22 protein-coding genes are annotated in these 24,969 nt (G+C 65.5%); 14 read left to right on the top strand and 8 right to left on the bottom strand.

What is annotated here, in order from left to right; all coding sequences use genetic code 11:
- Positions 1-211: 211 nt before the first annotated feature.
- Both ACU8YE_RS19315 and ACU8YE_RS19310 read right to left on the bottom strand, forming a co-directional pair.
- On the bottom strand, positions 212-1,072 hold the full coding sequence (locus ACU8YE_RS19315) for a CHAD domain-containing protein (RefSeq protein WP_446929378.1): 861 nt from the start codon (positions 1,070-1,072) through the stop codon (positions 212-214).
- 109 nt (positions 1,073-1,181) lie between these two features.
- Complete coding sequence (locus ACU8YE_RS19310) at positions 1,182-2,021, bottom strand: DeoR/GlpR family DNA-binding transcription regulator (RefSeq protein WP_446929382.1); 840 nt, start codon at positions 2,019-2,021, stop codon at positions 1,182-1,184.
- A gap of 77 nt (positions 2,022-2,098) precedes the next feature.
- Between ACU8YE_RS19310 and glpD the strand changes: the two genes are divergently transcribed.
- From glpD to glpK, 8 genes are all read left to right on the top strand, one after another.
- Positions 2,099-3,676, top strand: a complete 1,578-nt coding sequence (gene glpD, locus ACU8YE_RS19305) for a glycerol-3-phosphate dehydrogenase (protein WP_446929377.1) — start codon at positions 2,099-2,101, stop codon at positions 3,674-3,676.
- A 65-nt stretch (positions 3,677-3,741) separates the two neighbouring features.
- A complete protein-coding gene (locus tag ACU8YE_RS19300) occupies positions 3,742-4,860 on the top strand; it encodes an ABC transporter ATP-binding protein (protein WP_446929376.1) in 1,119 nt (372 codons plus the stop codon).
- Complete coding sequence (locus ACU8YE_RS19295) at positions 4,847-5,944, top strand: ABC transporter ATP-binding protein (RefSeq protein WP_260803830.1); 1,098 nt, start codon at positions 4,847-4,849, stop codon at positions 5,942-5,944. The genes ACU8YE_RS19300 and ACU8YE_RS19295 overlap by 14 nt, the downstream gene beginning before the upstream one ends.
- A complete protein-coding gene (locus tag ACU8YE_RS19290; protein WP_232041214.1) occupies positions 5,941-6,831 on the top strand; it encodes a carbohydrate ABC transporter permease in 891 nt (296 codons plus the stop codon). The genes ACU8YE_RS19295 and ACU8YE_RS19290 overlap by 4 nt, the downstream gene beginning before the upstream one ends.
- Complete coding sequence (locus ACU8YE_RS19285; protein WP_316870720.1) at positions 6,824-7,654, top strand: carbohydrate ABC transporter permease; 831 nt, start codon at positions 6,824-6,826, stop codon at positions 7,652-7,654. Before ACU8YE_RS19290 ends, ACU8YE_RS19285 begins: the two co-directional genes overlap by 8 nt.
- Before the next feature lie 144 nt (positions 7,655-7,798).
- Positions 7,799-8,080, top strand: coding sequence for a DUF2160 domain-containing protein (locus ACU8YE_RS19280; protein WP_232041215.1), 282 nt, complete (start codon positions 7,799-7,801; stop codon positions 8,078-8,080).
- A gap of 168 nt (positions 8,081-8,248) precedes the next feature.
- Positions 8,249-9,985 carry an ABC transporter substrate-binding protein gene (locus tag ACU8YE_RS19275; RefSeq protein WP_232041216.1) on the top strand — a complete coding sequence of 579 codons (1,737 nt, stop codon included), beginning with the start codon at positions 8,249-8,251 and terminating at the stop codon, positions 9,983-9,985.
- A gap of 129 nt (positions 9,986-10,114) precedes the next feature.
- Positions 10,115-11,611, top strand: a complete 1,497-nt coding sequence (gene glpK / locus ACU8YE_RS19270; RefSeq protein ID WP_232041217.1) for a glycerol kinase GlpK — start codon at positions 10,115-10,117, stop codon at positions 11,609-11,611.
- A gap of 66 nt (positions 11,612-11,677) precedes the next feature.
- Here glpK and ACU8YE_RS19265 read toward each other — a convergent pair whose 3' ends face one another.
- Complete coding sequence (locus ACU8YE_RS19265; protein ID WP_045205362.1) at positions 11,678-12,043, bottom strand: hypothetical protein; 366 nt, start codon at positions 12,041-12,043, stop codon at positions 11,678-11,680.
- Positions 12,044-12,235: 192 nt separating this feature from the next.
- Between ACU8YE_RS19265 and ACU8YE_RS19260 the strand changes: the two genes are divergently transcribed.
- Positions 12,236-12,862 carry a DUF1415 domain-containing protein gene (locus ACU8YE_RS19260; RefSeq protein WP_446929375.1) on the top strand — a complete coding sequence of 209 codons (627 nt, stop codon included), beginning with the start codon at positions 12,236-12,238 and terminating at the stop codon, positions 12,860-12,862.
- 273 nt (positions 12,863-13,135) lie between these two features.
- Here the strand turns inward: ACU8YE_RS19260 and ACU8YE_RS19255 are convergent, their stop codons facing one another.
- Entirely contained in the window at positions 13,136-14,749 is a 1,614-nt protein-coding gene (locus tag ACU8YE_RS19255) for a glucan biosynthesis protein (RefSeq protein ID WP_446929374.1), read from the bottom strand.
- A gap of 276 nt (positions 14,750-15,025) precedes the next feature.
- On the opposite strand from ACU8YE_RS19255, the gene ACU8YE_RS19250 reads away from it, so the two are divergent.
- The 3 genes from ACU8YE_RS19250 to ACU8YE_RS19240 are packed head-to-tail and all read left to right on the top strand — an operon-like array spanning position 15,026 to position 18,372.
- Positions 15,026-16,264 (top strand): AGE family epimerase/isomerase, encoded by a 1,239-nt coding sequence (locus ACU8YE_RS19250; protein ID WP_446929373.1) that lies wholly within the window; start codon positions 15,026-15,028, stop codon positions 16,262-16,264.
- Positions 16,265-16,272: 8 nt separating this feature from the next.
- On the top strand, positions 16,273-17,574 hold the full coding sequence (tcuC, locus tag ACU8YE_RS19245) for a tricarballylate/proton symporter TcuC (RefSeq protein WP_446929372.1): 1,302 nt from the start codon (positions 16,273-16,275) through the stop codon (positions 17,572-17,574).
- A 6-nt stretch (positions 17,575-17,580) separates the two neighbouring features.
- Positions 17,581-18,372: a GNAT family N-acetyltransferase gene (locus tag ACU8YE_RS19240; protein ID WP_446929371.1), complete on the top strand. Its 792-nt coding sequence runs from the start codon at positions 17,581-17,583 to the stop codon at positions 18,370-18,372.
- A 417-nt stretch (positions 18,373-18,789) separates the two neighbouring features.
- Here the strand turns inward: ACU8YE_RS19240 and ACU8YE_RS19235 are convergent, their stop codons facing one another.
- Positions 18,790-19,881, bottom strand: a complete 1,092-nt coding sequence (locus tag ACU8YE_RS19235; RefSeq protein ID WP_260803837.1) for an ABC transporter substrate-binding protein — start codon at positions 19,879-19,881, stop codon at positions 18,790-18,792.
- Positions 19,882-20,163: 282 nt separating this feature from the next.
- Here ACU8YE_RS19235 and ACU8YE_RS19230 point away from each other — a divergent pair, with 282 nt between their 5' ends.
- A complete protein-coding gene (locus tag ACU8YE_RS19230; RefSeq protein ID WP_433865529.1) occupies positions 20,164-20,961 on the top strand; it encodes a helix-turn-helix domain-containing protein in 798 nt (265 codons plus the stop codon).
- Between the two features lie 30 nt (positions 20,962-20,991).
- Here ACU8YE_RS19230 and ACU8YE_RS19225 read toward each other — a convergent pair whose 3' ends face one another.
- Both ACU8YE_RS19225 and ACU8YE_RS19220 read right to left on the bottom strand, forming a co-directional pair.
- Positions 20,992-22,299, bottom strand: coding sequence for an ATP-binding protein (locus tag ACU8YE_RS19225; protein ID WP_446929370.1), 1,308 nt, complete (start codon positions 22,297-22,299; stop codon positions 20,992-20,994).
- Between the two features lie 3 nt (positions 22,300-22,302).
- Positions 22,303-23,034 carry a response regulator transcription factor gene (locus ACU8YE_RS19220; RefSeq protein WP_316881096.1) on the bottom strand — a complete coding sequence of 244 codons (732 nt, stop codon included), beginning with the start codon at positions 23,032-23,034 and terminating at the stop codon, positions 22,303-22,305.
- Between the two features lie 202 nt (positions 23,035-23,236).
- On the opposite strand from ACU8YE_RS19220, the gene ACU8YE_RS19215 reads away from it, so the two are divergent.
- Entirely contained in the window at positions 23,237-24,034 is a 798-nt protein-coding gene (locus tag ACU8YE_RS19215; protein ID WP_446929369.1) for a MipA/OmpV family protein, read from the top strand.
- Positions 24,035-24,046: 12 nt separating this feature from the next.
- On the opposite strand, the gene ACU8YE_RS19210 is transcribed toward ACU8YE_RS19215, so the two are convergent.
- Positions 24,047-24,967, bottom strand: a complete 921-nt coding sequence (locus ACU8YE_RS19210; RefSeq protein ID WP_446929368.1) for an alpha/beta hydrolase family protein — start codon at positions 24,965-24,967, stop codon at positions 24,047-24,049.
- Positions 24,968-24,969 lie beyond the last annotated feature (2 nt).

Genomic DNA, 24,969 nt, shown 5'->3' with positions numbered 1-24,969 from the left:
CTCGCTGCCAACTACCACCCGATCTACCGCCAATCGCCAACCACACAATCGACCGCAAACCCGCTCCACTCCTGCTTCTCCACCACTCAACACCACCACCGCCACTTGCGTTTCGGCGCTGTGTTTTGCAGCGAGGGGCGAACTATAGGCGGGTTTCCCGAACAGTGCAAGCCCTTTCTTGCGACAGGGTTTTTCTGCGCTTTTTCTGGGTTTACGGCGCTTTGTGAGACCGCATCCATCGCAGCCCCTTCGCTGCCCGCTCCCGCGCAGTGCAGGCGCGCTTGTGAAAGGCGTTCACTATAGAAAGCGGTGGCGGCGCACCCAATAAGTCGGCAACGCAATCCAGAGCAACGCTCGCATCGTGCACTTCCCCCAAGGCGTCTTGCAATTTGCGCAAATGGTTGCGGTAGCGCTTGGCTGCGTGGGCTCCAAGCGCCGGGTAGAACGCTTCATACAGATAGCGCCACTGCTTGGCGGCGATTCGGGCGCGATGCAGCCGTGGTGCGGACGACCGCTTGGGATGGCGGCCGCGACGGATCAGCTTCCTTCTGAGCGCCCGGGCCTGGGCGCGAGCGAAACGAGGATGCTGCTCCGACTCGCCTTCTATATGAAATGCCGCGACCGCACGCTCAAGTTCGAGCAGCGTTTCCGCCACATCAGGCGACGCCAGTTCGGCTCGCAACGCCTCCCAAGCACGATTGCGCGTCTCTTTGGACTTCGTCAGCGCCCGGTCCAACCACGCCCGGCCTACCTCATCGTCATTAGATAAGGACTGCTGAGCCGCGGGCAGCCAATCGGAAAGCAGCACATCCCATTCGCGCACAGGGCCGGTGGATGCGGCGAGTGCACGCAGGCGAGGCTTCCACTCTGTGGCAAAACTGCGCGGCAAAACGGGCGCGAACGTCACCCAAGCCGAACGTAGACGGCGCAACGTGACTCGGAATTGGTGGAGATCTTCATGGCTGGGGCTGGGCGCGACCAGCTTGGCAAGGGCATCGCGCAAAGCAGCGATGTGCTCGGTGACGATGCCCGCGAAGATCGAAAGGATTGCCGCATGTGAGTGCTCGCTCACGATGCTCCCCGTATGACGAGTCTGGACGACAGAGCGGCTCGCAAGGTGCGCGCCTTGTCATTTCACTGTAGTCGACGGGGCGAAGACTGCAGGAGCGCCAGATCAAACATCAGAGCGTTTCGCTGGCGACGATCACGTCGACCTCTGCAGCCCGGAAGACTTCGGCCATCGGCTCGGGCACCGGGACGTCGGTGAAGAACTTGCCGATCTGCGAGACGTGGCCCAGGCGGACGACGGCGCGGCGGCCGAACTTGGAGTGATCGGCGACGAGCCAGACCTCGCGCGACTGCTCGATGATGGCCTGGGCGACGCGTACTTCACGGTAGTCGTAGTCGAGCAGCGTGCCGTCTTCGTCGATGCTGGAGACGCCGATGATGCCGATGTCAACACGGAACTGCTTCATGAAGTCAATGGTGGCCTCGCCGACGATGCCGCGATCCCGGTTGCGCACGAGGCCGCCGGCGACGATGACTTCGGCATCCGGGCTACCGGAGAGGATCGACGCGACGTTCAGGTTGTTGGTGATGACGCGCAGGCCACGCGGGCCGTTCTGGCCGACCAGCGCCTTGGAGACTTCTTCGGTGGTCGTTCCAATATTGATGATGAGCGAGCGGCCGGGCTCGACGTGGCGCGCAACGACTTCGGCGATGCGGCGCTTGGCGTCGATGTGCAAGACCTGGCGCTGGTCGTAGTCGATGTTCTCCACCGACGACGGCAAGCCGACGCCGCCGTGGTAGCGCGCCAGCAGGCGCTCGTCTTCAAGCTGACGGATATCGCGACGGATGGTTTGCGTCGTGACACCGAGCACGCGGGCAAGCGCGTCAACGGAGGCATCGCCGTGCTGGCGAACGTATTCAAGGATTTGGCGGTGTCGCGGAAGCATCAAGTCACGAAATGAACACAAACGAACACATGTGAGCGGATTAGGCGATTCCCTATGTTGCTTTATTTTCGCCCTTCACTAAACTATCCGCCAACGCGTCACTATTCGCAAGAAAAGACGCGCAAATCAACAGATTCCAACCCATGCAACTTTCTGACGCGTCGCATCTGGACTGTGATCTGCTGGTGGTCGGAGGCGGCATCAACGGCGTGGGCATCGCGCGTGACGCTGTAGGCCGTGGCCTGTCGGTGGTCTTGTGTGAAAAGGACGACCTGGCCCAGCACACCTCTTCGGCCTCAACCAAGCTGATCCACGGCGGGCTGCGGTACCTCGAATATTACGAATTCAGCCTGGTGCGCAAGGCGCTGCAGGAGCGCGAGGTGCTGCTGCGCATGGCGCCGCACATCATGTGGCCCCTGCGTTTCGTGATGCCGCACGATGCCGCGCAACGCCCGGCGTGGATGATCCGCGCGGGCCTCTTCCTCTATGACCATCTGGCGCGCCGGCGCTTTCTGCCCGGTTCGGAATCCATCAAGCTCGCCCAGCATCCGGCGGGTAAGCCGCTTAAGGCAGGCTACACACGCGGTTTCGTCTATTCCGATGGCTGGGTGGACGACGCCCGCCTCGTGGTGCTCAACGCCCGCGATGCGGCAGACCGCGGCGCGCACATCTTCACCCGCACGCGCTGCCTGAACGCCGAGCGCCGCGCCGATGGGTGGCACGCCGCTCTGGCTGGCCCGGACGGCATCCGCTCCGTGCGCGCCAAGGCAGTCGTCAACGCCGCCGGGCCGTGGGCGGCAGAGTTCGCCCGCTCTGCGCACGCGCTGCCGAGCACGCGCGGCCTGCGCCTGATCAAGGGCAGCCACATCGTCGTGCGGCGCATGTTCGATCACCCGTTCGCCTATATCTTCCAGAACCCGGACGGGCGGATCGTGTTTGCGATCCCGTACCAGAACGAGTTCACGCTGATCGGCACGACGGATCTGGAATACAAGGGCTCGGTGGACCAAGTCGCCATCGACGCGGACGAAATCCAGTATCTGTGCGAGATGGCCAGCCGCTATTTCACCCAGCAGCTGACGCCGGCCGACGTGGTGTGGAGCTACTCGGGCGTGCGGCCGCTGCTGGACGACAGCGCCGCCAACGCTTCGGCCATCACGCGCGATTACCTGGTCGAATGCGAGACCGGCGCCGACGGCACTGGCGCACCGCTCGTCAACGTGTGGGGCGGCAAGATCACGACCTACCGCAAGCTGGCTGAAGAAGCGCTGGACCAGTTGGCCCCGCATCTGCCGCTGGCCGGCAAGCCTTCGTGGACAGCCACTGCATCGCTGCCGGGCGGCGATCTGGAAGCGCCAGGGCAGTTGGTTGCCGAATACACCTTCGACGATTTTGTGACGCGCCTGCAAAAACGTTTGCCGTGGCTGCCTACCCAACTGGCGATGCGCTATGCGCACCAGTACGGCACGCGCCTGAACACGCTGCTGGCGGGCGCCACGCGGCTGGAAGAGCTGGGCGCCGAAGTGACGCCCGGCCTGTATGAAGCCGAAATCCGTTACCTGATCGAACACGAATGGGCTCGCACGGCGCAGGACATCCTGTGGCGGCGGACCAAGCTGGGCCTGCACGCCAGCGATGCCGACCGCAGCCGCCTGGAAGGCTGGCTGGCGCGGCATCTGCCGGAAGGCGAGCCCGCGCCAATTGCGGAACGCGCGCCCTGACGCACCGGGCCGGGCGCACGCGCCAAGACATCAAGAAATCAAAGCAGTAAGACGGGAGACATCAATTGATTCTGGAACTGGACCAGGTTACGGCCATGGTCGGGGCGCAGACGCACCTGTACCCGACCAGCCTGCGGCTGGCGCCCGGCGCCATCAACGTGCTGCTGGGGCCGACGCAAGCCGGCAAGACCACGTTGATGCGCATCATGGCCGGGTTGGACCGGCCGACCACCGGCCGCGTACTGGTCGATGGCAAGGACGTGACGGGCGTGGGGGTGCGCGATCGCAATCTGGCGATGGTGTACCAGCAATTCATCAACTACCCGGCGATGACGGTGTTCGACAACATCGCCTCGCCGCTGCGCCTGCAGGGCACCAACAAGGGCGAGATCGACACGCGTGTGCGTGCCGTCGCCGCCAAGCTGCACATTGAACACCTGCTGCAGCGCCTGCCGGCCGAGTTGTCCGGCGGACAGCAGCAGCGTTGCGCGCTGGCCCGGGCACTCGTCAAGCGTGCGCCGCTGGTGCTGCTGGACGAGCCGCTGGTCAACCTCGACTACAAGCTGCGCGAAGAACTGCGTGCCGAGCTGGCATCGCTCTTTGCCGACGGCGGCACGACGGTCGTCTACGCCACCACCGAGCCGCAGGAAGCGCTGCTGCTGGGCGGCCACACCGCCGTCATGCATGAAGGCCGCGTGCTGCAGGATGGCCCGACGCTCGACATGTATGAAGTGCCGGTGTCGGTCAACGCAGCGGCCATCTTCAACGACCCGCCGATGAACGTGCTGGACGCCACCGTGGTTGAGGGCAACCAGATCCGCCTGCCGCAAGGCATTGACGTTGCATGGACGCGCCCGCTGCCGATGGCGGCCGGCACGCGCTGTCGCATCGGCCTGCGTCCGAGCCACATCCGCCTGTCGCCGCGCAATGCTGGCGCGGTTGCCCTGCCAGGCACGGTGGAGCTGGCCGAGTTGTCGGGTTCCGAAACGTATCTGCACGTGCGCGCGCACGCCGCCGGCCAGTCGAGCACGATCGGCTTGGTCGCGCAGTTGCCGGGTGTGCATGAGTTCGAACTCGGCGCGGCGCTGGACGTGTTTGTCGATCCGGCCGAACTGTTCCTGTTCGATGAAGCGGGCAAGCTGGTGAGCGCGCCCAAGCAGGGAGGCGCACATGGCGCGCATTGAATTCCGCAACCTGGGGCACAGCTACCGCCCCAATCCGCAAAGTCTGAACGACTACGCGCTGCAGCCGATGAACATGACGTGGCGCGACGGCGGTGCCTATGCGCTGCTGGGCCCGTCGGGCTGCGGCAAGTCCACGCTGCTGAACATCATCTCGGGGCTGTTGACGCCGTCCGAAGGCCAGGTGCTCTTCGACGACCGCGACGTCACGCACGCCAGCCCGCGCGAGCGCAACATCGCGCAGGTGTTCCAGTTCCCGGTCATCTACGACACGATGACCGTGTTCGACAACCTCGCCTTCCCGCTGCGCAATCGCAAGACGCCGGAAGCCGAAGTGAAGAAGCGCGTGGAGGAAGTGGCCGAGATCCTCGAGCTGCAGCACGCGCTCAAGCGCCGCGCCTCGGGCCTGGCCGCGGACGCCAAGCAGAAGATCTCGCTGGGCCGCGGCCTAGTGCGCAAGGACGTGGCGGCCATCCTGTTCGACGAGCCGCTCACCGTCATCGATCCGCACCTGAAGTGGCAACTGCGTCGCCAGCTCAAGAAGATTCACCAGCAGCTCAAGCTCACGCTGATCTACGTGACGCACGATCAGGTGGAGGCGCTGACCTTTGCCGACGAGGTGGTCGTGATGACCGAAGGCAAGGTGGTGCAGCAAGGCGGCCCGGAAGCGCTGTTCGAGCGGCCGGACCATACCTTCGTCGGCTACTTCATCGGCAGCCCGGGCATGAACCTGTATCCGGTGGCGGTGGATGGTGACGTCATCGCACTGGGCGACCAGCGCCTGACGGTCGGACACGACACGCTCGCTACGCTCAAGAACGCAAACGGTTCGCTCAAGCTCGGCATCCGTCCGGAGTTCGTGCAGCTGGCCGCACCGGGAGAAGTCGGCACCGTGGCGGCCAACGTTCACCAGGTGCAGCAACTTGGTACGCACCAGCTGCTGACTGCAAGCCTGGGCGAGGCTGGCGGCCTGCCCATCAAGGCCAAGCTGCCCAACGAAGTGAGCGTGACCGAATCGCGCGTGTGGCTGCGCCTGGATGCGCCGCAGACGCTGTACTACAGCAATGACGAGAGGATCGGCCGATGAACAAGCCGTTCAACAACAAGGCATGGTTCCTGATCCTGCCGGTGTTCCTGTGCGTGGCGTTCTCCGCCATCCTGCCGCTGATGACGGTGGTGAACTATTCGGTACAGGACATCATCAGCCCCGAGCAGCACGTGTTCGTGGGCGTCGACTGGTTCCGCCAGATCCTGCGCGACGGCGATCTGCAGGACGCCCTCACGCGCCAGTTGATTTTCTCGCTGTGCGTGCTGGCCGTGGAGATTCCGCTGGGCATCGGCCTGGCGTTGTCGATGCCGTCCAAGGGCTGGAAGGCCTCGGCCGCGCTTGTGGTGCTCGCCATGCCGCTGCTGATTCCCTGGAACGTGGTCGGCACGATCTGGCAGATCTTCGGGCGCTCCGATATCGGCCTGGCCGGCTACTGGCTCAACGAGATGGGGATCGACTACAACTACACGTCGCACTCGTTCGATGCGTGGATCACGGTGCTCATCATGGACGTGTGGCACTGGACGCCGCTGGTGGCGCTGCTGGCGTATGCCGGGCTGCGCTCGATCCCGGATGCGTTCTATCAAGCGGCGGAGATTGACGGCGCCAGCCGTCTGGCCGTGTTCCGCTACATCCAGCTGCCGAAGATGCGCGGCGTGCTGATGATCGGTGTACTGCTGCGCTTCATGGACAGTTTCATGATCTACACCGAGCCGTTCGTGCTGACCGGCGGCGGCCCCGGCAATGCCACGACGTTCCTGTCGCAGTACCTGACGCAGAAGGCGGTCGGCCAGTTCGACCTGGGCCCGGCGGCGGCATTCTCGATCGTGTACTTCCTCATCATCCTGCTGTTCTGCTTCGTCCTCTACAACTGGATGCAACGCATGGGCAGCGCCAGCACGGCCGTGGGAGACGACCATGCGTAAGAACAACAACAACGAACACCAGCGCAAGATCGCCCGGGCGATCACCCTGGCGGTGTACGTGGCGTTTGCGGTGCTGCCGCTGTACTGGATGCTGAGCATGTCGCTCAAGACCAACGAGGAGACGCTGGCCGGCTTCTCGATCTGGCCGAAGCTCGTCACGTTCGATAACTACAAGATCATCTTCACCGATCCGTCGTGGTACTGGGGTTACATCAACTCCATCATCTACGTGACGATGAACACGGTGCTCTCGACCATGGTGGCGCTGCCGGCGGCCTACGCCTTCTCGCGCTACCGCTTCCTGGGCGACAAGCACATGTTCTTCTGGCTGCTGACGAACCGCATGACGCCGCCTGCGGTGTTCCTGCTGCCGTTCTTCCAGCTGTATTCGACGGTCGGCCTGATGGACACGCACCTGGGCGTGGCGCTGGCGCACATGCTGTTCAACGTGCCGTTGGCGGTGTGGATTCTCGAAGGCTTCATGTCGGGCATCCCGCGCGAGATTGACGAGACGGCCTACATCGACGGCTACAGCTTTCCCAAGTTCTTCCTGAAGATCTTCCTGCCGCTCATCAAGGCCGGCGTGGGCGTGACGGCGTTCTTCTGCTTCATGTTCAGTTGGGTGGAACTGCTGCTCGCGCGCACGCTCACCTCGGTCGATGCCAAACCCATCACCGCGGTGATGACGCGCACGGTGTCGGCCTCGGGCATGGATTGGGGTGTGCTGGCCGCAGCCGGTGTGCTGACGATCATTCCGGGCGCGCTGGTGATCTGGTTTGTGCGGAACTACATCGCGAAGGGCTTCGCGATGGGCCGCGTGTAAACGCGATCAGGGCGATTCTGACGGCCCGGCGCGGCCTTGCCGTACCACACGTACTGTCTGCGGCCGCGCCGAACCGTCAGAACCGCTGCGCTTCGCCCTGATCACGTTTCCACGGACGAGGGAACGAATGTTGGAGAAATGAACATGTTCAGCTGGATGGCCTGGACGCCCGAAGTGGCGATCTTCTTTGGCTGCATCGCCTTGATGCTGGCCAGCATGACGGTGTGGGAGGTGGTTCGACCGACCGTGGAGCGCAAGGGCTTCCTGCCCATCGCCACCACGCGCGGCGACCGCCTCTTCATTGGCCTGCTGACCGCGGCCTATATCAACCTGGCGTGGGTTGGGCTCACGTCGGAAGAGACAAGCGCCTGGGGCGGCTTCATCGCCTCGATGGTGGTGCTGCTGATCGTGATGTGGCGCGGCTGACGCGCCATCGAACTTGAATTTGCAGGTCCGGGGGCATCGGCACGCGTTGATGCTTCCACGCCCAAATTGACGTACGGGCACAGGCATTCCATCACGCTCCCCGCGTCGGAATGCCGGATGTTTTCGCTGCGGGGAGAACAACAAGCCAACAAGCACGAGGAGATACCGATGAAAACATCCTGGCGCATGACGCTCCAAATCAGTGCCATTGCACTGGCGAGCGCCCTGGCAGTCGGCGCAGCCCATGCCGGCGAAGCCGAAGCCAAGAAGTGGATCAGCAGCGAGTTCCAGCCCAGCACGCTGAATCAACAGCAGCAGATGGCGGAAATGAAGTGGTTCATCGACGCCGCGGCCAAGCTCAAGGCCAAGGGCGTGACCGAGATCCACGTCGTGTCGGAAACGCTCGACACGCACGCCTATGAATCGAAGACGCTGGCCAAGGCCTTTGAAGAAATCACCGGCATCAAGGTCAAGCACGACATCATGCAGGAAGGCGATGTCGTCGAAAAACTGCAGACCTCGATGCAATCCGGCAAGAGCATCTATGACGGCTGGATCTCCGACTCCGACCTGATCGGCACGCACTACCGCTATGGCGTGGTGATGCCGCTGTCGGACTACATGGCTGGCGAAGGCAAGGAGTTCACCAACCCGGGCCTGGACCTGAAGGACTTCATCGGCACGAGTTTCACCACCGCGTCGGACGGCAAGCTGTACCAACTGCCCGACCAGCAGTTCGCCAACCTGTACTGGTTCCGCGCCGACTGGTTCGCCCGCAAGGATCTGCAAGACAAGTTCAAGGCCAAGTACGGCTACGACCTGGGCGTGCCCGTCAACTGGACGGCCTATGAAGACATCGCCAACTTCTTCACCAACGACGTGAAGGAGTTGGACGGCAAGCGCGTCTACGGCCACATGGATTACGGCAAGAAGGACCCGTCGCTCGGCTGGCGCTTCACCGACGCATGGCTGTCGATGGCCGGCTCCGCCGACAAGGGCATCCCGAACGGCCTGCCGGTCGACGAATGGGGTATCCGCGTGGAAGGCTGCGCACCGGTGGGCGCCTCGATGTCGCGCGGCGGCGCCACCAACAGCCCGGCCGCCGTGTACGCCCTCACCAAGTACATCGACTGGATGAAGAAGTACGCCCCGCCCGAGGCGACCGGCATGACCTTCAACGAAGCCGGCCCGGTGCCCGCACAAGGCCACATCGCCCAGCAGGTGTTCTGGTACAGCGCCTTCACCGCGCCGATGACCAAGCCGGGCCCGGTCGTGAACGCCGACGGCTCGCCGAAGTGGCGCATGGCCCCGTCGCCGCACGGCCCGTACTGGAAGGACGGCATGCAGAACGGCTACCAGGACGTCGGCTCGTGGACGTTCTTCAAATCCACCCCGTTCGAGCGCCGCTCGGCCGCGTGGCTGTACGCGCAGTTCGTCACGTCGAAGACCGTGTCGCTCAAGAAGTCGATCACCGGCCTCACGTTCATTCGTGACTCCGATATCCACAGCGACTACTTCACCAAGAACGCAGCCAAGTACGGCGGCCTGATCGAGTTCTACCGTAGCCCGGCCCGCGTGGCTTGGACGCCGACCGGCAACAACGTGCCCGACTATCCGAAGCTGGCACAGCTCTGGTGGAAGAACGTCGCCACGGCCGTCACGGGCGAGAAGACCCCGCAAGGCGCGATGGACAACCTGGCCAAGGAAATGGACCAGGTGATGGGTCGCCTGCAGCGCGCAGGCATGAAGAACTGCGCGCCGAAGCTGAACCCGGAAAGCGATCCGTCGAAGTGGCTGTCGACCGAACACGCCCCGTGGAAGAAGCTCGACAACGAGCGTCCGAAGGGTGAGACGGTGGCCTACGACAAGCTGCTCGCAGCCTGGAAGGCCGGCAAGGTGCGCTGATCACGCGCCGCCCGCAGGGCGCCGGTCTTTGACGACGGCCACCTGCGGGCTACCATGCTTGTTTCCGTTTCATCCACTGTCGGGCAGGGAGCACCCTGACCTGGCCCGACAGTCATCAGACTCTGCCTTATGGAATACCTCCTCGCGCTCGACCAGGGCACATCCAGCTCACGCGCCATCGTCTTCAACCGCGCCGGCCAGATCGTCGCCAGTGCCCAGCAGGAGTTTCCCCAGCATTTCCCGCAGCCCGGCTGGGTCGAGCATGACCCGTTCGACATCTGGAACAGCCAGCTCGCCACCTGCCGCGCCGCACTCGAACAAGCCAAGCTCTCCGCCGCCGACATGGCGGCGCTTGGCATCACCAACCAGCGCGAAACCACCATGGTGTGGGAGCGCGCCACGGGCAAGCCGATCTTCAACGCCATCGTCTGGCAGGACCGCCGCACCGAAGCCATCTGCGAACGCCTGCGCGCCGAGGGTCTGGAAGACGAGGTGCGCAAGCGCACCGGCCTGATCATCGACCCGTATTTTTCCGCCACCAAGCTGCGCTGGATTCTCGACCACGTGGACGGCGCCCGCGAGCGCGCCGCGCGTGGCGAACTCGCCTTCGGCACCATCGACAGTTGGCTGGTGTGGCAACTCACGCGCGGCCGCCTGCATGTGACCGACGTATCGAACGCTTCCCGCACGATGCTGTGGAACATCCACACCGGCGAATGGGATGCGGACCTGATGCGCGCACTCGACATCCACCCGAGCCTGTTGCCCGAGGTGCATCCGTCCGCGTATCAATTTGGGCAGACCGATGCCGACTGGCTCGGCGCCTCGCTCACCATCGGCGGCATTGCCGGTGACCAGCAATCCGCCCTCTTCGGCCAAGCGTGCTTCAAGCCCGGCATGGCCAAGAACACCTACGGCACCGGCTGCTTCATGCTGCTCAACACGGGCGACAAGGCCGTCCAGTCGCACAACGGGCTGATCAGCACGGCGGCCTGTCAGAGCGGCCCGAAACGCAGCTACGCGCTCGAAGGCAGCGTGTTCGTGGGCGGCGCGGTGGTGCAGTGGCTGCGCGACGGGCTGCGCGCCATCCAGCGCTCCGCCGACGTCGAAGGCCTGGCCGCCTCGGTGCCCGATTCCGGCGGCGTGGTGTTCGTGCCGTCGTTCACGGGCCTGGGTGCACCGTACTGGGATCCAACCGCACAAGGCGCCATCGTGGGCCTCTCGCGCGGCACGACCATCGGCCACATCGCCCGAGCCGCACTGGAGTCGATTGCCTTCCAAAGCACCGCGCTACTGCAAGCCATGACGCGCGATGCCGTTTCCACCATCTCGGAACTGCGCGTCGATGGCGGCGCATCGGCCAACAACCTGCTCCTGCAGTTCCAGGCGGATTTGCTCGGCATTCCGGTCGTGCGCCCCGAGATCATCGAAACCACTGCGCTCGGCGCAGCCTACCTGGCTGGCATCGCCACCGGCTTCTATCAGGGGGAGGACGAAGTCGCCCAGCAATGGCGTGCTTCGCGTACCTTCCACCCCGTGATCAGCCGCGACGAGGCGGCGCATCGCATCGCCCAGTGGGAAATGGCCGTCGCGCAGGTCCGTCTGCCGACCACACGCGGGCACTGACGGCGGAAGCAACAGGCAGAAAAAAGGCGACCCTCGGATCGCCTTTTTTCATGTTCGGCCGGCGGCTTACTTGCCTTCGCTGCTCGGCGTCTGGGCAGGGCCGCCTTGTTCGCTCATGGCTTCCTTGCGCTTGGCGCGGGCTTCCTTCTTCTCGGCCTTGCGGTTGGCCTTGGCGGCCTTCTTCTCTTCCTTGTACGCGGCCTTGGCGTCGGACTTGCGGGCCTTGTATTCGTCGCTGGCAGCCTTGTCGTCAATGCGCTTCTGCACCAGCGGGTCAGACGACGAGGTGGCCGGCCCGCCTTGTGGGGCGGCCTGCACGGTGCCGGTGGTCTGCGGAGAAGTCTGCGGTGCCGGCGTCATCTGTGCGAAAGCAGCCGACGCAGCAAACGTGGCGGCCACGGCGAGGGCGGTTTTCAGGCGCAGTTCAATCATGGTTGAGCTCCTTCTTTTACAAAAACACGGAATGGACTGACCACATAAGCGGCGCGCGAAGCACCCGAAGTGATCTCGGCGCACATCAAGGGCGCGCGCCGGACGTTGCAAATCACAACACCCATTCCGTCGCAAGAAGCGCTCCCACACCATCGACTACACTGCGCGCTGTCTCATCCCTCCCCGCACGCCGTGTCCAATCACGCCCTCGATTTCGTCTTGCTCGATCCACCCGCCGATGTCCTCAACTTGGACGCGGATGCCGCCGCCCGTCATGTCGCGACCGTGCAGCGCTGGCTGGAAGATGCCGTCATCGGCCTGAACCTGTGCCCCTTCGCCAAGGCCGTGCACGTCAAGCGGCAGGTTCGATACGCCGTCAGCCGCGCCACGATGGACGGCGACGTGCTCGACCACCTGCGTGCCGAAGCCGACCGGCTGCACGCCACGCCCGCCGCACAGATCGACACCACGCTGCTGATCGTCCCCGCCCTGACCGACTTCCTCGATTTCCACTCGCTCACGGAGCGCGCCGAATCGCTGCTCGCTAAAGCCGGCTACGAAGGCGAATTGCAACTGGCCAGCTTCCACCCCCACTTCGTCTTCGCCGATGCCGACCCAGACGACATCGCCAACGCCACCAACCGCGCGCCCGCCCCCATCCTGCATCTGCTGCGCGAAGACAGCATCGCCCGCGCCGCCGCAGCCGTACCCGACGCCGCGGACATCTACGAACGCAATATCGCGACGATGGAAAAGCTAGGAGCAGAAGGCTGGGCCGCAATGGTCGAGAAGTTCAGCAAAACACCGCCCCGCAACTGACCAAAAGCAGCGACGGTTTGGCCGTACCCTGCCCTATGCGGCGCCTTGAATTTTTGTGAGCGGGCGGAAAAAGGAAGGAGGCTTGTCTGAGCGCAGCGAGTTTGCCTCCTTCCCCGCACGGTCACACAAATTCAAGGAGTCTTTCGCCGCATCGGGCGCGCCTTTCTTTGCTTACTTTCTTTGGCAAGACAAAGAAAGTGAGTCGCCCCCGGCAGGGGGTGAAACAAGAGATGCACCACCCGCATCAATCAACCGAGCAAGCAAACCAAAGAATCAAACCGCCCGATCCACCGGCGGCGTCCACTGATACGCCCAAGTCTCAGAAAGCAACCGCTCCCCCGACTGCAACGTCAGCAACAACTCAATCGGCGCATTGCTAGCATCCGGCACCACATCAAACATCGCCCGGACACCATCGATGCTCGCCAGCGGCCGCGCCGACGCAATCTCCACCCGCCCGCGCGAGGCACGGATGACAGGCTCCACAGTCGACCCCGCCGTGCTGCGCCCCAGCCGCGACAACTCGCCGCCGGCAAAGTCCACGACAAACCGCCACGAGAAGTATTTACGCGGCTGCCCCACCACGCCGCCAATGCCCGTGCGCGTGGCCACCACCCGCGCCAGCGGTGAGGCCGCAGCAGGCTGCGCGCCCCACGTCAGCCGATAGCCGAACGCCAGTTCCTGACCCGCATGCGGCGCCACGGCAGGCCGCCAGAACGCGACGATGTTGTCGAAGGTTTCATCGTTGGCCGACAGCTCCACCAGTTCGACCGCACCCTCACCCCAGTCATGCGTGGGCTCCACCCACACGCTCGGGCGCTTCTCATAGAACACGCCGTCATCCTGGTAATGATCGGGATTGCGATCGCGCTGCAGCAGGCCGAAGCCGCGCGGGCTGTCGTCGGCAAAGCGCTGACTGCGCAGCATGGGCGGATTGGCCAGTGGCCGCCAGACCCACTCGCCCGAGCCGCGCCAGATGGCCAGGCCGTCCGAATCATGAATTTCCGGGCGCCAGTCCGATGCGCGCCAGCGACGTGCTGCGCTGTGGCGATCACCGGCGCGGTCGGTGCGGTCGTTCTCGCCGTAGAGGAACATGCTGGTCAGCGGCGCGATGCCCAGGCGCTCGATCGGCTTGCGCACGTAAAGCGTGACGGCCACGTCCATCACGAGCGTGTCGCCGGGGCGGATGTCGAAGCGGTAGACGCCCGCCACGCTGGGTGAATCGAGCAACGCGTAGACGCGCAACGTGTCGGCATCGGCGGTCGGGCGCACCAGCCAGAATTCAGTGAAGTCCGGAAACTCTTCTGCGCGGGGCAAGCCGGTATCGATCGCCAAGCCCCGCGCCGACATGCCGTACTGCCACTGCCCGCCCACAGCGCGGAAGTAGCTGGCACCCAGGAAGGCGGCCACATCGCGCGTCGGGTCCGCCTTGGTGGTCAGCCGAAAACCGGCGAAGCCGAGATCGGCCGGCAACGCCTGGCGATCCAGCCTGCTCTTGCCGTAATCGAACATGGCGGGGTCGTAGGCAATCAAGCGGGCGTGGCCGTCGACGACCTCGTGCATCTGCACGGCCGATTTGAAGAACAACCCCAAATGGAAGAACTTGGCCTCGAACGGGAGGTGCTGGCCGGCCCACAATGCGTGATCAGGGCGATAGCCGATGGATTGGTAGCCGTCCCAGTCCAGTGCGGCCAGCGGCTTGGGCAGTTGCGTGCTGCGCGGCCGGTACGGCCTTGCGGCCAACGCACGGGCGCGCGCCAGCAGGCGGGCTTCGTCAAACGGTTCGGGGGCGCCAGCGGCGGTGCCGGGCGTAGCGCTGCGGGACAAACTAGGCGCCAGGGCAAGCAGCCCGGCGGCCAACTGCTTGAGCAGGTCGCGACGGTGCATGGATCGGGGCAGGACCAGGGGTGAGCCAGGGGGTGATTCATCTTCGCACAACCCACGCCCAGGCAGCATCCGGGAAAAACCTTTCATTGGACCCACAACCCTGCGCCATGACCGGGATTGCCCCTGTTGTGCGTGGCGCGGGGCAACCAGTTGGAGCACAATCCCGGGTCTGTTCACATGTACAACGCAAGTACGTCGCCTATGGTGAACAGAACAGATTCGAGCAATCGGCCTGGCTGAAACGGGTCGACGCCCGCCACGATCATCACGGCGCACATGCTTTCACAATCCTCCTCGCCCCCGCTGCCCGATACGGCCACCGAGCTGTCCGCCGCCACTGAGGCTGCGCTCGCGTCATTCGACCGCTATTACGACGACGTTCTGCTGCCCATGTGGCTCGGCCCGGGCTGGAACGCGCAGGCTGGTCTCTGCTATGAGGCCCTCGTCGTCGACAACGGCGCGCTGGTGCCAGCGTCGACCGCGCGCTACCGGGCGATGGCCTGTGCGCGACAGTTGTATACGTTCGCGCGCGCTACGCAGCTCTCCAGCCGCCACCGCGATCTCTGCGCCGAACGGGCCGCTGCGCTGTGCCATGCGCTGGACACGCGCTTTCGCGACACGATCCACGGCGGCTGGGTATTTGCGATCGACAGCGCGCTGGCCCCGCACGACACCACCAAGGATCTGTACACGCACGCCTTCGTGCTGTTTGCCGCCGCACATTGGCTGGCCGTGAGCGGCGACCCGCGTGCGGCCGCGTTGATGCATGACGCGCACGACGTGATCGCGCGCAGCTTTGCGCGGGCCGGGGTCAAGCCGCTGCCGGTTGCGTCCATGGACGCCACGTTCAGCACCACGCTGGCCGGTGTCGCACAGAACCCCGTGATGCATCTGACCGAGGCCTACCTGGCCGCCGCCGCGCTGGACGAACCGCCCGCCTGGGCCGAAGCCGGCGTGCGCACGCTGGCCGAGGGCATCCTCGCGCGCTTCATTGATACGCGCACGGGCAGCATCGCCGAGTTGCCGGTTGACGAGGCCAGCACCGACAACCGCATCGAGCCCGGTCACCAGTTCGAATGGTTTTATCTCGTGCGCGCACATGCCGACGTCTTTACGCGCTCCGAAGCCGGCCGCCATCTGGCCGATAGCCTCGCCCGCGCGGTGGATGCCGCCTGCGCCGACGGCGTGGATGCCGAGACGCAGGGCGTGTGCCTGTCACTCAATCTGGACGGCACGATGCGCGACGCCAGCCAGCGCATCTGGGCCCAAACCGAATACGGCCGCGCCCTAGCGCTGTGCACCGAAACGCAGGGCGCCATGCTCGCGCGCCTGCTGCCGGCGTGGTCGGCACGCTTCCTGCACGCACAAGGCTGGAACGAGGTGATCGACCCCGCGGGCCAGCGCCTGCGCGCCGACATGCCGTCGAGCACGCCGTACCACATCACCACCTTTTACGAGGCGGCCCGCAGCTCGCTGTCTGGCTCGCCCGCACGTTGTACCCAAGCTGTTGAGTGAAACCCACCATGCATACCTCCAACCCCAACGAATCCAAGGCCCGCACCATCTTCCGGGTAGTCAGCGGCAACTTCCTGGAGATGTACGACTTCATGGTCTATGGCTACTACGCCAAGGCCATCGCCGACACCTTCTTCCCGGCCGGCAACGAGTTTCTCTCGCTGATGCTCTCGCTGGTGACCTTTGGCGCCGGCTTCCTGATGCGGCCGCTGGGCGCGATCTTCCTGGGCGCCTACATCGACCGTCACGGCCGCCGCACGGGCCTGATCGTCACGCTCGCGCTCATGGCCTGCGGCACGCTGCTGATTGCACTGGTGCCGGGCTACGCCACCATCGGGCTGGCGGCGCCGCTGCTGGTGCTGATCGGCCGGTTACTGCAAGGATTCTCTGCCGGCGTGGAGCTGGGCGGTGTGTCGGTCTACCTGGCCGAAATCGCCACGCCGGGCAAGAAGGGCTTCTTCGTGAGCTGGCAGTCGGCCAGCCAGCAGGTGGCGGTCATGTTTGCCGCGCTGCTCGGCGTGCTGATGTCGTACCTGCTGCCGCCGTCCGAGATGAGCGCATGGGGCTGGCGCGTGCCGTTCCTGATCGGCTGCCTGATCGTGCCGTTCCTGTTCATCATCCGCCGCTCGCTGCAAGAGACCGAAGAATTCCAGAAGCGCAAGCACCGTCCGGACCTGGCCGCCGTGTTCCGCTCGATGGGCCAGAACTGGCGCTTGGTGGGCGCAGGCACGCTGATGGTCGTGATGACCACGGTGTCGTTCTACCTGATCACCGCCTACACGCCGACCTTCGGCAAGAGCGTGCTGCACCTGTCGGACATGGACAGCCTGATCGTTACGCTGTGCGTGGGTGCCTCGAACTTCTTCTGGCTGCCGGTGATGGGCGCGGTGTCTGACCGCGTCGGCCGCCGCCCGCTGCTGATCCTCTTTACCGTGCTGATGCTGGTGACGGCGTACCCGGCCATGCAGTGGCTGGTTGCCGCACCGTCGTTCGCGCGCATGTTGATCGTGCTGCTGTGGCTGTCGTTCCTGTATGGCAGCTACAACGGCGCGATGGTCGTCACCCTCACCGAGATCATGCCGCCGGAAGTGCGCACCACCGGTTTCTCGCTGGCATACAGCCTGGCCACGGCCATCTTCGGTGGCTTCACCCCGGCGATTGCCACGTGGTTGATCCACACCACCGGCAACAAGGCGATGCCCGGCGTGTGGGTGTCGTTCGCCGCGCTGTGCGGGTTGATTGCCACGCTGGCGATTGTGAAGCCGGCGGGCAGGCATGAGCATGGGGCGGGTACGGCAACGGCAGCCTGATCGCCTATGCGGAACCCGGCTGGCCTGAGCGATTTCGTCGACATTGTCGCGCTTGAGCACTGCGGCTTTGCCGCACTGCCGTCCGAACGCACACTGGAAGACGGCCCCTGGGTGCTGCGCATGGCGGGGGGCCTGGCCAAACGAGCCAACTCCGCCAACCCGCGCGCCCCGGGCGCCGTACTCGATGCGGATCGTCTGACCCGCATCGAAACCTTCTACCGCCACGTGGGCTTTCGGCCTATCGTGCGCGTCACACCGCTGGCGTCGCCCGAGGCCGATGCCTTGCTTGAAGCGCGCGGTTACCGCATCGCCGACAGTAGCTTCGTCATGACGGCGCAGCTTGCACCCACGGCGCCTCCCACGCCGTACGACGGCATCACCGTCAGCATCGACACGACCATCCCGGACTTATGGCACGACGCCTTCGCGCAGTTCGACGGTCTCGACACGCAGGGACGGGCCACGCGCCGCGCCATGCTCGGTGCGCTCGACCGTCCGCACGCGGCGATCACGCTGCGGGATGCTGAGCAAACCATCCTGGGGCTCGGGCTGGCCGTACGCGACGGCACGTACGCAGGCTTGTTCGATGTGCGCGTGGCAAGCACCGCACGCGGACGTGGCCTGGGTCGGGCTGTCACCAATGCGATGCTCGATTGGGCGCGCGGCGCAGGCACGGCCGATGCGCCCGTCACGGCCTATCTGCAAGTCAGCGTCGAGAACGTCCCCGCGCTGAATCTGTACCGCTCGCTCGGCTTTGCCGAGGCCTACGCGTACCACTATCGCGTCGGGCCGCCCTGAGCTTCAGGCCCAGCGCCTCACGTCTGGAGTTCTGAACCCGGGGTCTCCAGCCCAAAGCTCGACACACGGGCCGCAAAGCCTTGGGTTCTGCGCCCTGAGCGCCGCACTCCACGCAAAAAGCCCGCCCCCTCCGAGCTCTGAACCCGGTGCGTCGAGAACAAAACCCCTCGCTTGGCGTTCCGAACCCGACACGCCAAGCAAAAAGGCTCGCGCTCGGCGTTCCGAACCCCACACCGTCGAGAAAAAAACCTCACGCGTGGCGTTCCCGACTCTGCGGGCCGAGTCAAAAACCTTGCGCTCCGAGTTCCGGACTCGGCGTGCCGAGCAAATAGGCTCACGCTTGAGGTTCAGAACGCCATGCATGAGGTTCCGAACTCGGCGTTAGGCGTCACGAACCCCATCATCGCAGTGCGAGCGTTACTGAATCACCAGCCCATTCGGCCCCACCACCCCCAGCTCCACATAGTGCGAGCCGGGCCGCGTGCGGTCAGAAAAGTCCACCATGAATCCGCCCCCCACATCGAAATTGCGCAGATGGGCCAGCTCGCGGCGCACCTGGTCGCGCGTGGGCTTGGGGCCGGCGCGGCGCACGGCTTCGGCCAGCACCTTGGCGGCCACAAAGCCTTCTACCGCGCGGAATGAAAGTTCGACATCTCTGGCGCCCACGGCCGTGCGTGCTCGATTGAATTCGCGGATGACGGGGTTCACGCTCTTGCCGGGGTTCGGCATGACAAGTGCGAGGGAATAGCCGCGCACCGCATCGATGCCGGCCACCTTGAGCAGGATGCCCGGATCAATGGACGACAGCCCCAGGATCTGCGCACCGCCGCCGCGCGCGCGGTACTGCTTGATGAACTGCGCGGCGGGCTCCGCCGTGGCGCCGAGGAAAATGGCCTGCACATCGGTGCCGAGCAGCTTGTCGACGGCAGCGCTCACCGAGGCCGTATTGCGCGGGTATGAGGCGGTGGCCGCAATCGTTAGCTTGTAGGGCTTGAGCGTGCGCTCCACGCCGGCCAACACTTCCTTGCCCAGCGCATCGTCCTGATACAGCACCCCGATGCGCGTGACGCCGATGGTGACAAGCGCGCCTACCATCTTGTCCATCTCTTGCTGGTAGCTCGCCTTGATGGGAAACACCAGCGGATCGCCGGTCATGCTGGAGGCCCCGGTGGCGGGGCCGACCAGCGGCAGATTGGCTTCGGCCAGCACGCCGCTGCGCATGAGCGCTTCCACATTGGCGGTGCCGACCACGGTGAGCGCCGCCACGGGGTTGTCGATCTTGGCCATGTCGCGCACGTTGCGCAGGGTCTGCTCGACCTTCTGCTCGTCGTCGCGGGCGACCAGGCGGATGGTCTCGCCGTTGATGCCGCCATCGAGGTTGAGCCAGTCGAAATACAGCCGGGCCCCGGCATTGAGCGCCCGCCCCGTCGCGGCTTGTGTGCCGGACAGCGGCAAGGACTGGATGATGCTGATGTCGGCACGGGCGGCCGGCGCTGTCAGCGCCGCCATGCATGCCACACACGTGGCAAGCGCGGCCCACGGCCGCAACCATCCCATCGCCCCGCGCGCCCCCCGGCTACGCGTGTGATTTCCCGTTTGCATTGTTCGCACCCATGTCGCCGCGTGCCTCGTGGGCGACGGCGTTTTTGTCGAGACCGCTTGAGCGATCCGCTTTGTTGTGTGACGCCAAACTTCACCGGCGCCGGGCGATAGCCTGCCATCGACATCTGGCTTCGACAAGTCCTGCTGCCGCATTTACACTGGCCCGACCGTTTCTGTCGCAAACCCGCCATGCCACAGCGCATCCTGCCAACCGATATCGAAGGCCGCACGCCGCCGTCAGCGGCACATCCGGTGCGGCTTTACACGCGGCAGATGGACGCCAACACGCGGTTTCCGCGCCACACGCATCCGTGGGCGCAGGTGGCGTATAGCCACAACAGTGTGCTGCGCGTGCAGGCCGGCGACACCGCCTGGGTGGTCCCGCCCTCGCGGGCGATCTGGATTCCGCCCGGCATCGAACACGAAGTGTGGGTGGTCGAAGCCGCCTTCCTGCGCACGCTGTATGCCGACCCGTCCGTGGTGACCGGCACGCTGACGCAATGCCGCGTGATGGAGGTGTCGCCGCTGCTGCGCGAGCTGATTGCCGCGATGGATGTCCGCCAGCCACTGCCGGCCGCGCGCGAGCAGGCGCTGGCCATGTTGATCCTCGACGAGTTGCGCCGCAGTGCCCCATTGCCGCTGGATTTGCCGATGCCTGCCGACAAGCGCCTGCGCGCCCTGTGCGAACGCGTGATGGCCGACCCGGGCACCTCGCTCACCTTCGACGCGCTCGCCCGCGATGTAGGCGCCAGCGCCCGCACCCTGGCGCGGCGCTTCCGGGACGAGCTGGGCGTGAGCTTTTCGCAGTGGCGCCAGCAGGCCGTGCTGGCCAGTGCCATCCCGATGATGTCGCAGGGGATGCCGCTGTCGCGCGTGGCGCAGGAACTCGGCTACAACAGCCAGAGCGCGTTTTCTGCGATGTTCCGCCGGGCGTTCGGCAGCAGCCCGAGCGCGTTTCTGCATCGACCGGGCGGCGAAGACGCTTAGCGCGCCTGGAACGCCCACCTCCTGCTGCGCCTACAACGGCGGAAGCGTCATGGCAGGCAGCAGCACCGCAAAGCGTGCACCGCCCGACGTTGCCGCATCGAGGCGGACGTCGCCGCCATGCACCAGCGCAATGCGCCGCACGATCGCCAGCCCCAGACCGAAGCCGCCGGTGTGGCGGTCGCGACTGGCATCCAGGCGCAGGAACGGCTCGAACACGCGCGCGCGATCCGACTCGGGAATGCCGGGGCCGTCGTCTTCGACCGTCAGGCGCAGCGCGCCGGCGGGGCCGGCTTCAGCGCGGATGGTGATGGTGTTGCCGGCATAGCGCGCGGCATTGCGGATCAGGTTGAGCAACGCGCGCGCCAGCAGGCGCGGGTCGCACACATGGTGCGCGGGGGCGGTATCGGCATGCACAGCCAGGGTGAGCTGGCGGTCGGCCACGTCGTTGGCCACGCTGGCGACCACGCTGTCGAGCCACTCGCCCACCGCCACGCGCATCAGCACGAGATGCGTGGCGCCCTGCTCCAGGCGGCTCAACGCCAGCAGCTCGCTCACCAGTTCATCGAGTTCACGCACATCGCGGCGCAGCGCATCGAACCGCACGTTGCGCTGAGCTTCCGACTCGGGCGACTGCAGCAGCGCGATACCGAATTCCAGCCGGGCAATCGGCGTCTTCAGCTCATGCGAGATGCCGTTCATCATCTCGCGCTGGTGCTGGATCGAGCCCTGGATGCGCTCGGCCATCTCGTCGAACTGGCGCGCCAGGGCATACACGTTCGAGCGCTTGCGCAAATTGGCGCGCGTGGCCAGATTGCCTGCACCAAAGCCGCGCGCCGCATCTTCCAGAACGCGCAGGTCGCGCCAGTGCATCCAGACCCAGAGCAGCAACGGCAGTAGCGCGGCAATGGCGATCAGCGCGTAGGCCATGAGTTGGATGCCGAGGTAGTCCATATCGGCGCTGTAAGCGTGCAGCACGGCGCCGTCGTGCAGCGGCAGGTAGTAGTCCTTGCCGTTGGTCATCAGCACAAGCTTGTGGTCGGCCAGGTCGCGCCGCTGCTGCGCCGAGAAATCCGGCACGGTATCCGGATCGACAATGTCGAATTTCTCCCAGGCGTTCTTGTTCAAGCGGGCGATGGCGGCATCGCGGCCAGCGGGGTCAGTGCGATCGGCGCGGTCCAGATACTCCTGCAGTACGAAGGCGTAGCCCTTGCGCACCTCGCGCTCGCCATGCGTGAGCGTGTCGTGGAACAGCCACACGAACGACTTGTTCACGCCGATCAGCGCGAGCGCGGCCGCCACCACGACCATCGCGTACAGCTTCAGTAACGACTTGAGCATGGGTCAGTCCTCCCACGCCGACGGGCTGAACAGATAGCCGCGTCCCCAGATCGTCTTGATCTTGTGCGGCTCGGGCGAGGCGTCGCCAAAGCGGCGGCGCAGGCGTGAGATGCCGGAGTCGACGGTCCGGTCCAGCCCGTCGAACTCGATGCCGCGCAACTGCTTGAGGATGTCGTCGCGGCTGAGCACGGTGCCGGCCGCACGCGCCAGGATCAGCAGCAGGTTGAACTCCGCCGTCTTGAGGTCGACGGGCTGGCCGCGCCACGTGACGGTGCGGTTGGGCGGCGAGATGGCCAGCTCGCCGAAGACGAGCGTGTCGTCGCGCGGCGTCACCGGCTCGGATGTCGACATGGCCGGCGTGGACCGACGCAGCAGCGCGCGGGCCCGGGCCACGAGCAGGCGCGGCTCGATGGGCTTGAGCACGTAGTCGTCGGCGCCGATTTCCAGCCCGGCCACCTGGTCGTACGTGTCGACACGCGCGGTCAGAATCAGCACCGGCACGCGCGAGAACGCGCGGATGCGCCGGCACACTTCCATGCCGTCCATGTGCGGCAGCATCAGGTCGAGGATCACCAGCGCGGGCTGGTGTTCACGCACGGCGGCCACGGCAATGTCGCCGCGGCGCACCACTTCAACTGCAAATTCATAGTTGCCCAGGTATTCGCCGACAAGCTGTGCGAGACGGTCGTCGTCTTCGATCAGCAACACCTTGGTCTTGAGCGGCGCGTCGGTCATCGCGTTCATCGCCCGTACCCCCGTTTCTTCTTGTGTTGGCGCGCAGTGTACGGCGCCCGCCTTGCGAGCGGATGGGGCGGAGAAACTTGCAGACACTCGCGCACAATTGCGCACAACTTCCCGGCAATTTCCAGACAGACGTGCGTGCGGCACCTCGCCAGACTGCGGGCTCTCTCTCAAGAGGTCCAACAAGAGGTCCTACGTGCTCAATCGTCTCTCCCCGCGGTTTTCCTTCGTTTATCTGGCCGTGCTCTCCGGCATGTGGCTGCCGACGTCTTCGGTGTATGCCGATGAATCGTCGTATTCGCTGTCGCTCAACGCGGGCGTGGCGCCGCGCTACCAGGGCAGCAAGGAGTACACCGTGACAGCCGGCCCGGGCTTCCGGGCAGATTTCGGCAACGGCTGGTTCATCGACCCGACGCAGGGTGGCGCCGGCTATGCCCTCCGCTTCCTGAACGGCATGTTCGCCTCGGCCGCGCTGTCGTACGACTCGGGCCGCTCCGATACCAACCGCTACGGCCGCCCCGGCTCGGATCACCTCAAGGGCATGGGCACCGTCAAGGGATCGCTGCTGGGCGTGTTCACGGTGGGCGGCAAGCTGATCGGCGACATCTCGGGCAGCGCCACGCTGGAAGTGCCCATCACCCACCGCGAGCGCGGCTGGTCGGGCCACGTTGACGTGGCGGCGCCGGTCGTGAGCTGGGGCAGCGACAAGATCACCGTGAGCCCGAGCCTGCATTTCGGCTCGAGCAAATACATGCAGACGTACTTCGGGGTGACGCCGCAGCAGTCGGTCAACAGCGGCTTCGCCCAGTACAGCGCGAGCAGCGGCCTGCAGGCGGCCACGCTCACGGTGGCCTGGACGCATACGTTCTCGCGCCACTGGGCGGTGCAGACGGCGGTGGGCACCTCGCGGCTGCTGGGCAACGCGGCCAAGAGCCCGATCGTGCAGAACAAGCAGAGCTACTTTGGCGGCACGGGCCTCGTCTACACCTTCTGAGCAGGCCCTCAATCAAGCGAGGGCATCGAGCCACGCCACGGTTTCGCGCCACCACGGCGCCCCGGACGATGCCCGGAAGAAGCCCATGTGGCCGACACCCTTGGGGCCCAGCGCAGCGCCGCTCACCTGGCGGCGCGTGACGCGGGTGGCAGGAAACTGCGCGATGAGCGCGTCGACGGCGCTGGCCGGCGCCATCGGATCATCGTCAAACCCCCAGGCGAGCAACGGCACGGCAAGCCTCGGATAGCGCGAGGTGTCCTGCCCGGAACGCGGCCCGAAGATGTAGCCGCGACGTCGGGCAAAGCGCGCCCAATCACCCAGGATGGCAGCCGGAATCGACATCGGTCCCATGCCGACGGCTGCCAGCGGCAGCATGCCGCCGCGCACGCGCGCCACCGCCAAGGGAATCCGCACATGCAGCAGCCAAGCAAAGTGCGGACGGGCCAGCGGCCCGCGCCACGGCCACAACCGCGCATCTGCCAGCGGGACCGCCACGTGCACCAATGCATCGGCATGCACGATGTGCGGCGCCAACCCCGCCAGTTGCCCGCCCGCGCTGTGACCGAGCACCACCAGCCTGCGGCCGCCGCAGCCCTCGGGGACGAGCGTGTCGTGCACCCATTTCAGCACCGCGTCGATGTCGTGCCGGCCCCAGTCGGCAAAGCGCGGCGTGCCCGGGCCGGTGGCCACCGCCTCGCCAATGCCACGGTAGTCGAACGTCACCACACGCCAGCCCGCCAGGCACAGCGCCCGCGCAAACGCCGCGTAGAACTGGCGCGGCACGCCCAGCGCCGAGCAGATCACCACCGTGCCGTGCGCGCCCAGCCCGGGGCTGGTGACCGTCACGGGCAGCGTCCAGCCGTCGGCCGTGCGAACGTGGTCGTCGCGGGTGGGAAGGGCATCGGCGGGGTAGTCGATCGGTTCGCGCTGCATGG

This window comes from Ralstonia sp. VS2407 (genome assembly GCF_052950655.1).
This window is presented reverse-complemented; position numbering and strand designations above follow the sequence as displayed.

Bases quoted from the DNA above. Each gene is read 5' to 3' on its own strand.
- ACU8YE_RS19230 (WP_433865529.1), top strand. From the start codon at position 20,164: ATGCCACAGCGCATCCTGCCAACCGATATCGAAGGCCGCACGCCGCCG.
- ACU8YE_RS19225 (WP_446929370.1), bottom strand. From the start codon at position 22,299: ATGCTCAAGTCGTTACTGAAGCTGTACGCGATGGTCGTGGTGGCGGCC.
- ACU8YE_RS19275 (WP_232041216.1), top strand. From the start codon at position 8,249: ATGAAAACATCCTGGCGCATGACGCTCCAAATCAGTGCCATTGCACTG.
- ACU8YE_RS19295 (WP_260803830.1), top strand. From the start codon at position 4,847: ATGGCGCGCATTGAATTCCGCAACCTGGGGCACAGCTACCGCCCCAAT.
- ACU8YE_RS19285 (WP_316870720.1), top strand. From the start codon at position 6,824: ATGCGTAAGAACAACAACAACGAACACCAGCGCAAGATCGCCCGGGCG.
- ACU8YE_RS19210 (WP_446929368.1), bottom strand. From the start codon at position 24,967: ATGCAGCGCGAACCGATCGACTACCCCGCCGATGCCCTTCCCACCCGC.
- tcuC (WP_446929372.1), top strand. From the start codon at position 16,273: ATGCATACCTCCAACCCCAACGAATCCAAGGCCCGCACCATCTTCCGG.
- ACU8YE_RS19255 (WP_446929374.1), bottom strand. From the start codon at position 14,749: ATGCACCGTCGCGACCTGCTCAAGCAGTTGGCCGCCGGGCTGCTTGCC.
- glpK (WP_232041217.1), top strand. From the start codon at position 10,115: ATGGAATACCTCCTCGCGCTCGACCAGGGCACATCCAGCTCACGCGCC.
- ACU8YE_RS19240 (WP_446929371.1), top strand. From the start codon at position 17,581: ATGCGGAACCCGGCTGGCCTGAGCGATTTCGTCGACATTGTCGCGCTT.
- glpD (WP_446929377.1), top strand. From the start codon at position 2,099: ATGCAACTTTCTGACGCGTCGCATCTGGACTGTGATCTGCTGGTGGTC.
- ACU8YE_RS19220 (WP_316881096.1), bottom strand. From the start codon at position 23,034: ATGACCGACGCGCCGCTCAAGACCAAGGTGTTGCTGATCGAAGACGAC.
- ACU8YE_RS19265 (WP_045205362.1), bottom strand. From the start codon at position 12,043: ATGATTGAACTGCGCCTGAAAACCGCCCTCGCCGTGGCCGCCACGTTT.
- ACU8YE_RS19290 (WP_232041214.1), top strand. From the start codon at position 5,941: ATGAACAAGCCGTTCAACAACAAGGCATGGTTCCTGATCCTGCCGGTG.
- ACU8YE_RS19250 (WP_446929373.1), top strand. From the start codon at position 15,026: ATGCTTTCACAATCCTCCTCGCCCCCGCTGCCCGATACGGCCACCGAG.
- ACU8YE_RS19280 (WP_232041215.1), top strand. From the start codon at position 7,799: ATGTTCAGCTGGATGGCCTGGACGCCCGAAGTGGCGATCTTCTTTGGC.
- ACU8YE_RS19235 (WP_260803837.1), bottom strand. From the start codon at position 19,881: ATGGCGGCGCTGACAGCGCCGGCCGCCCGTGCCGACATCAGCATCATC.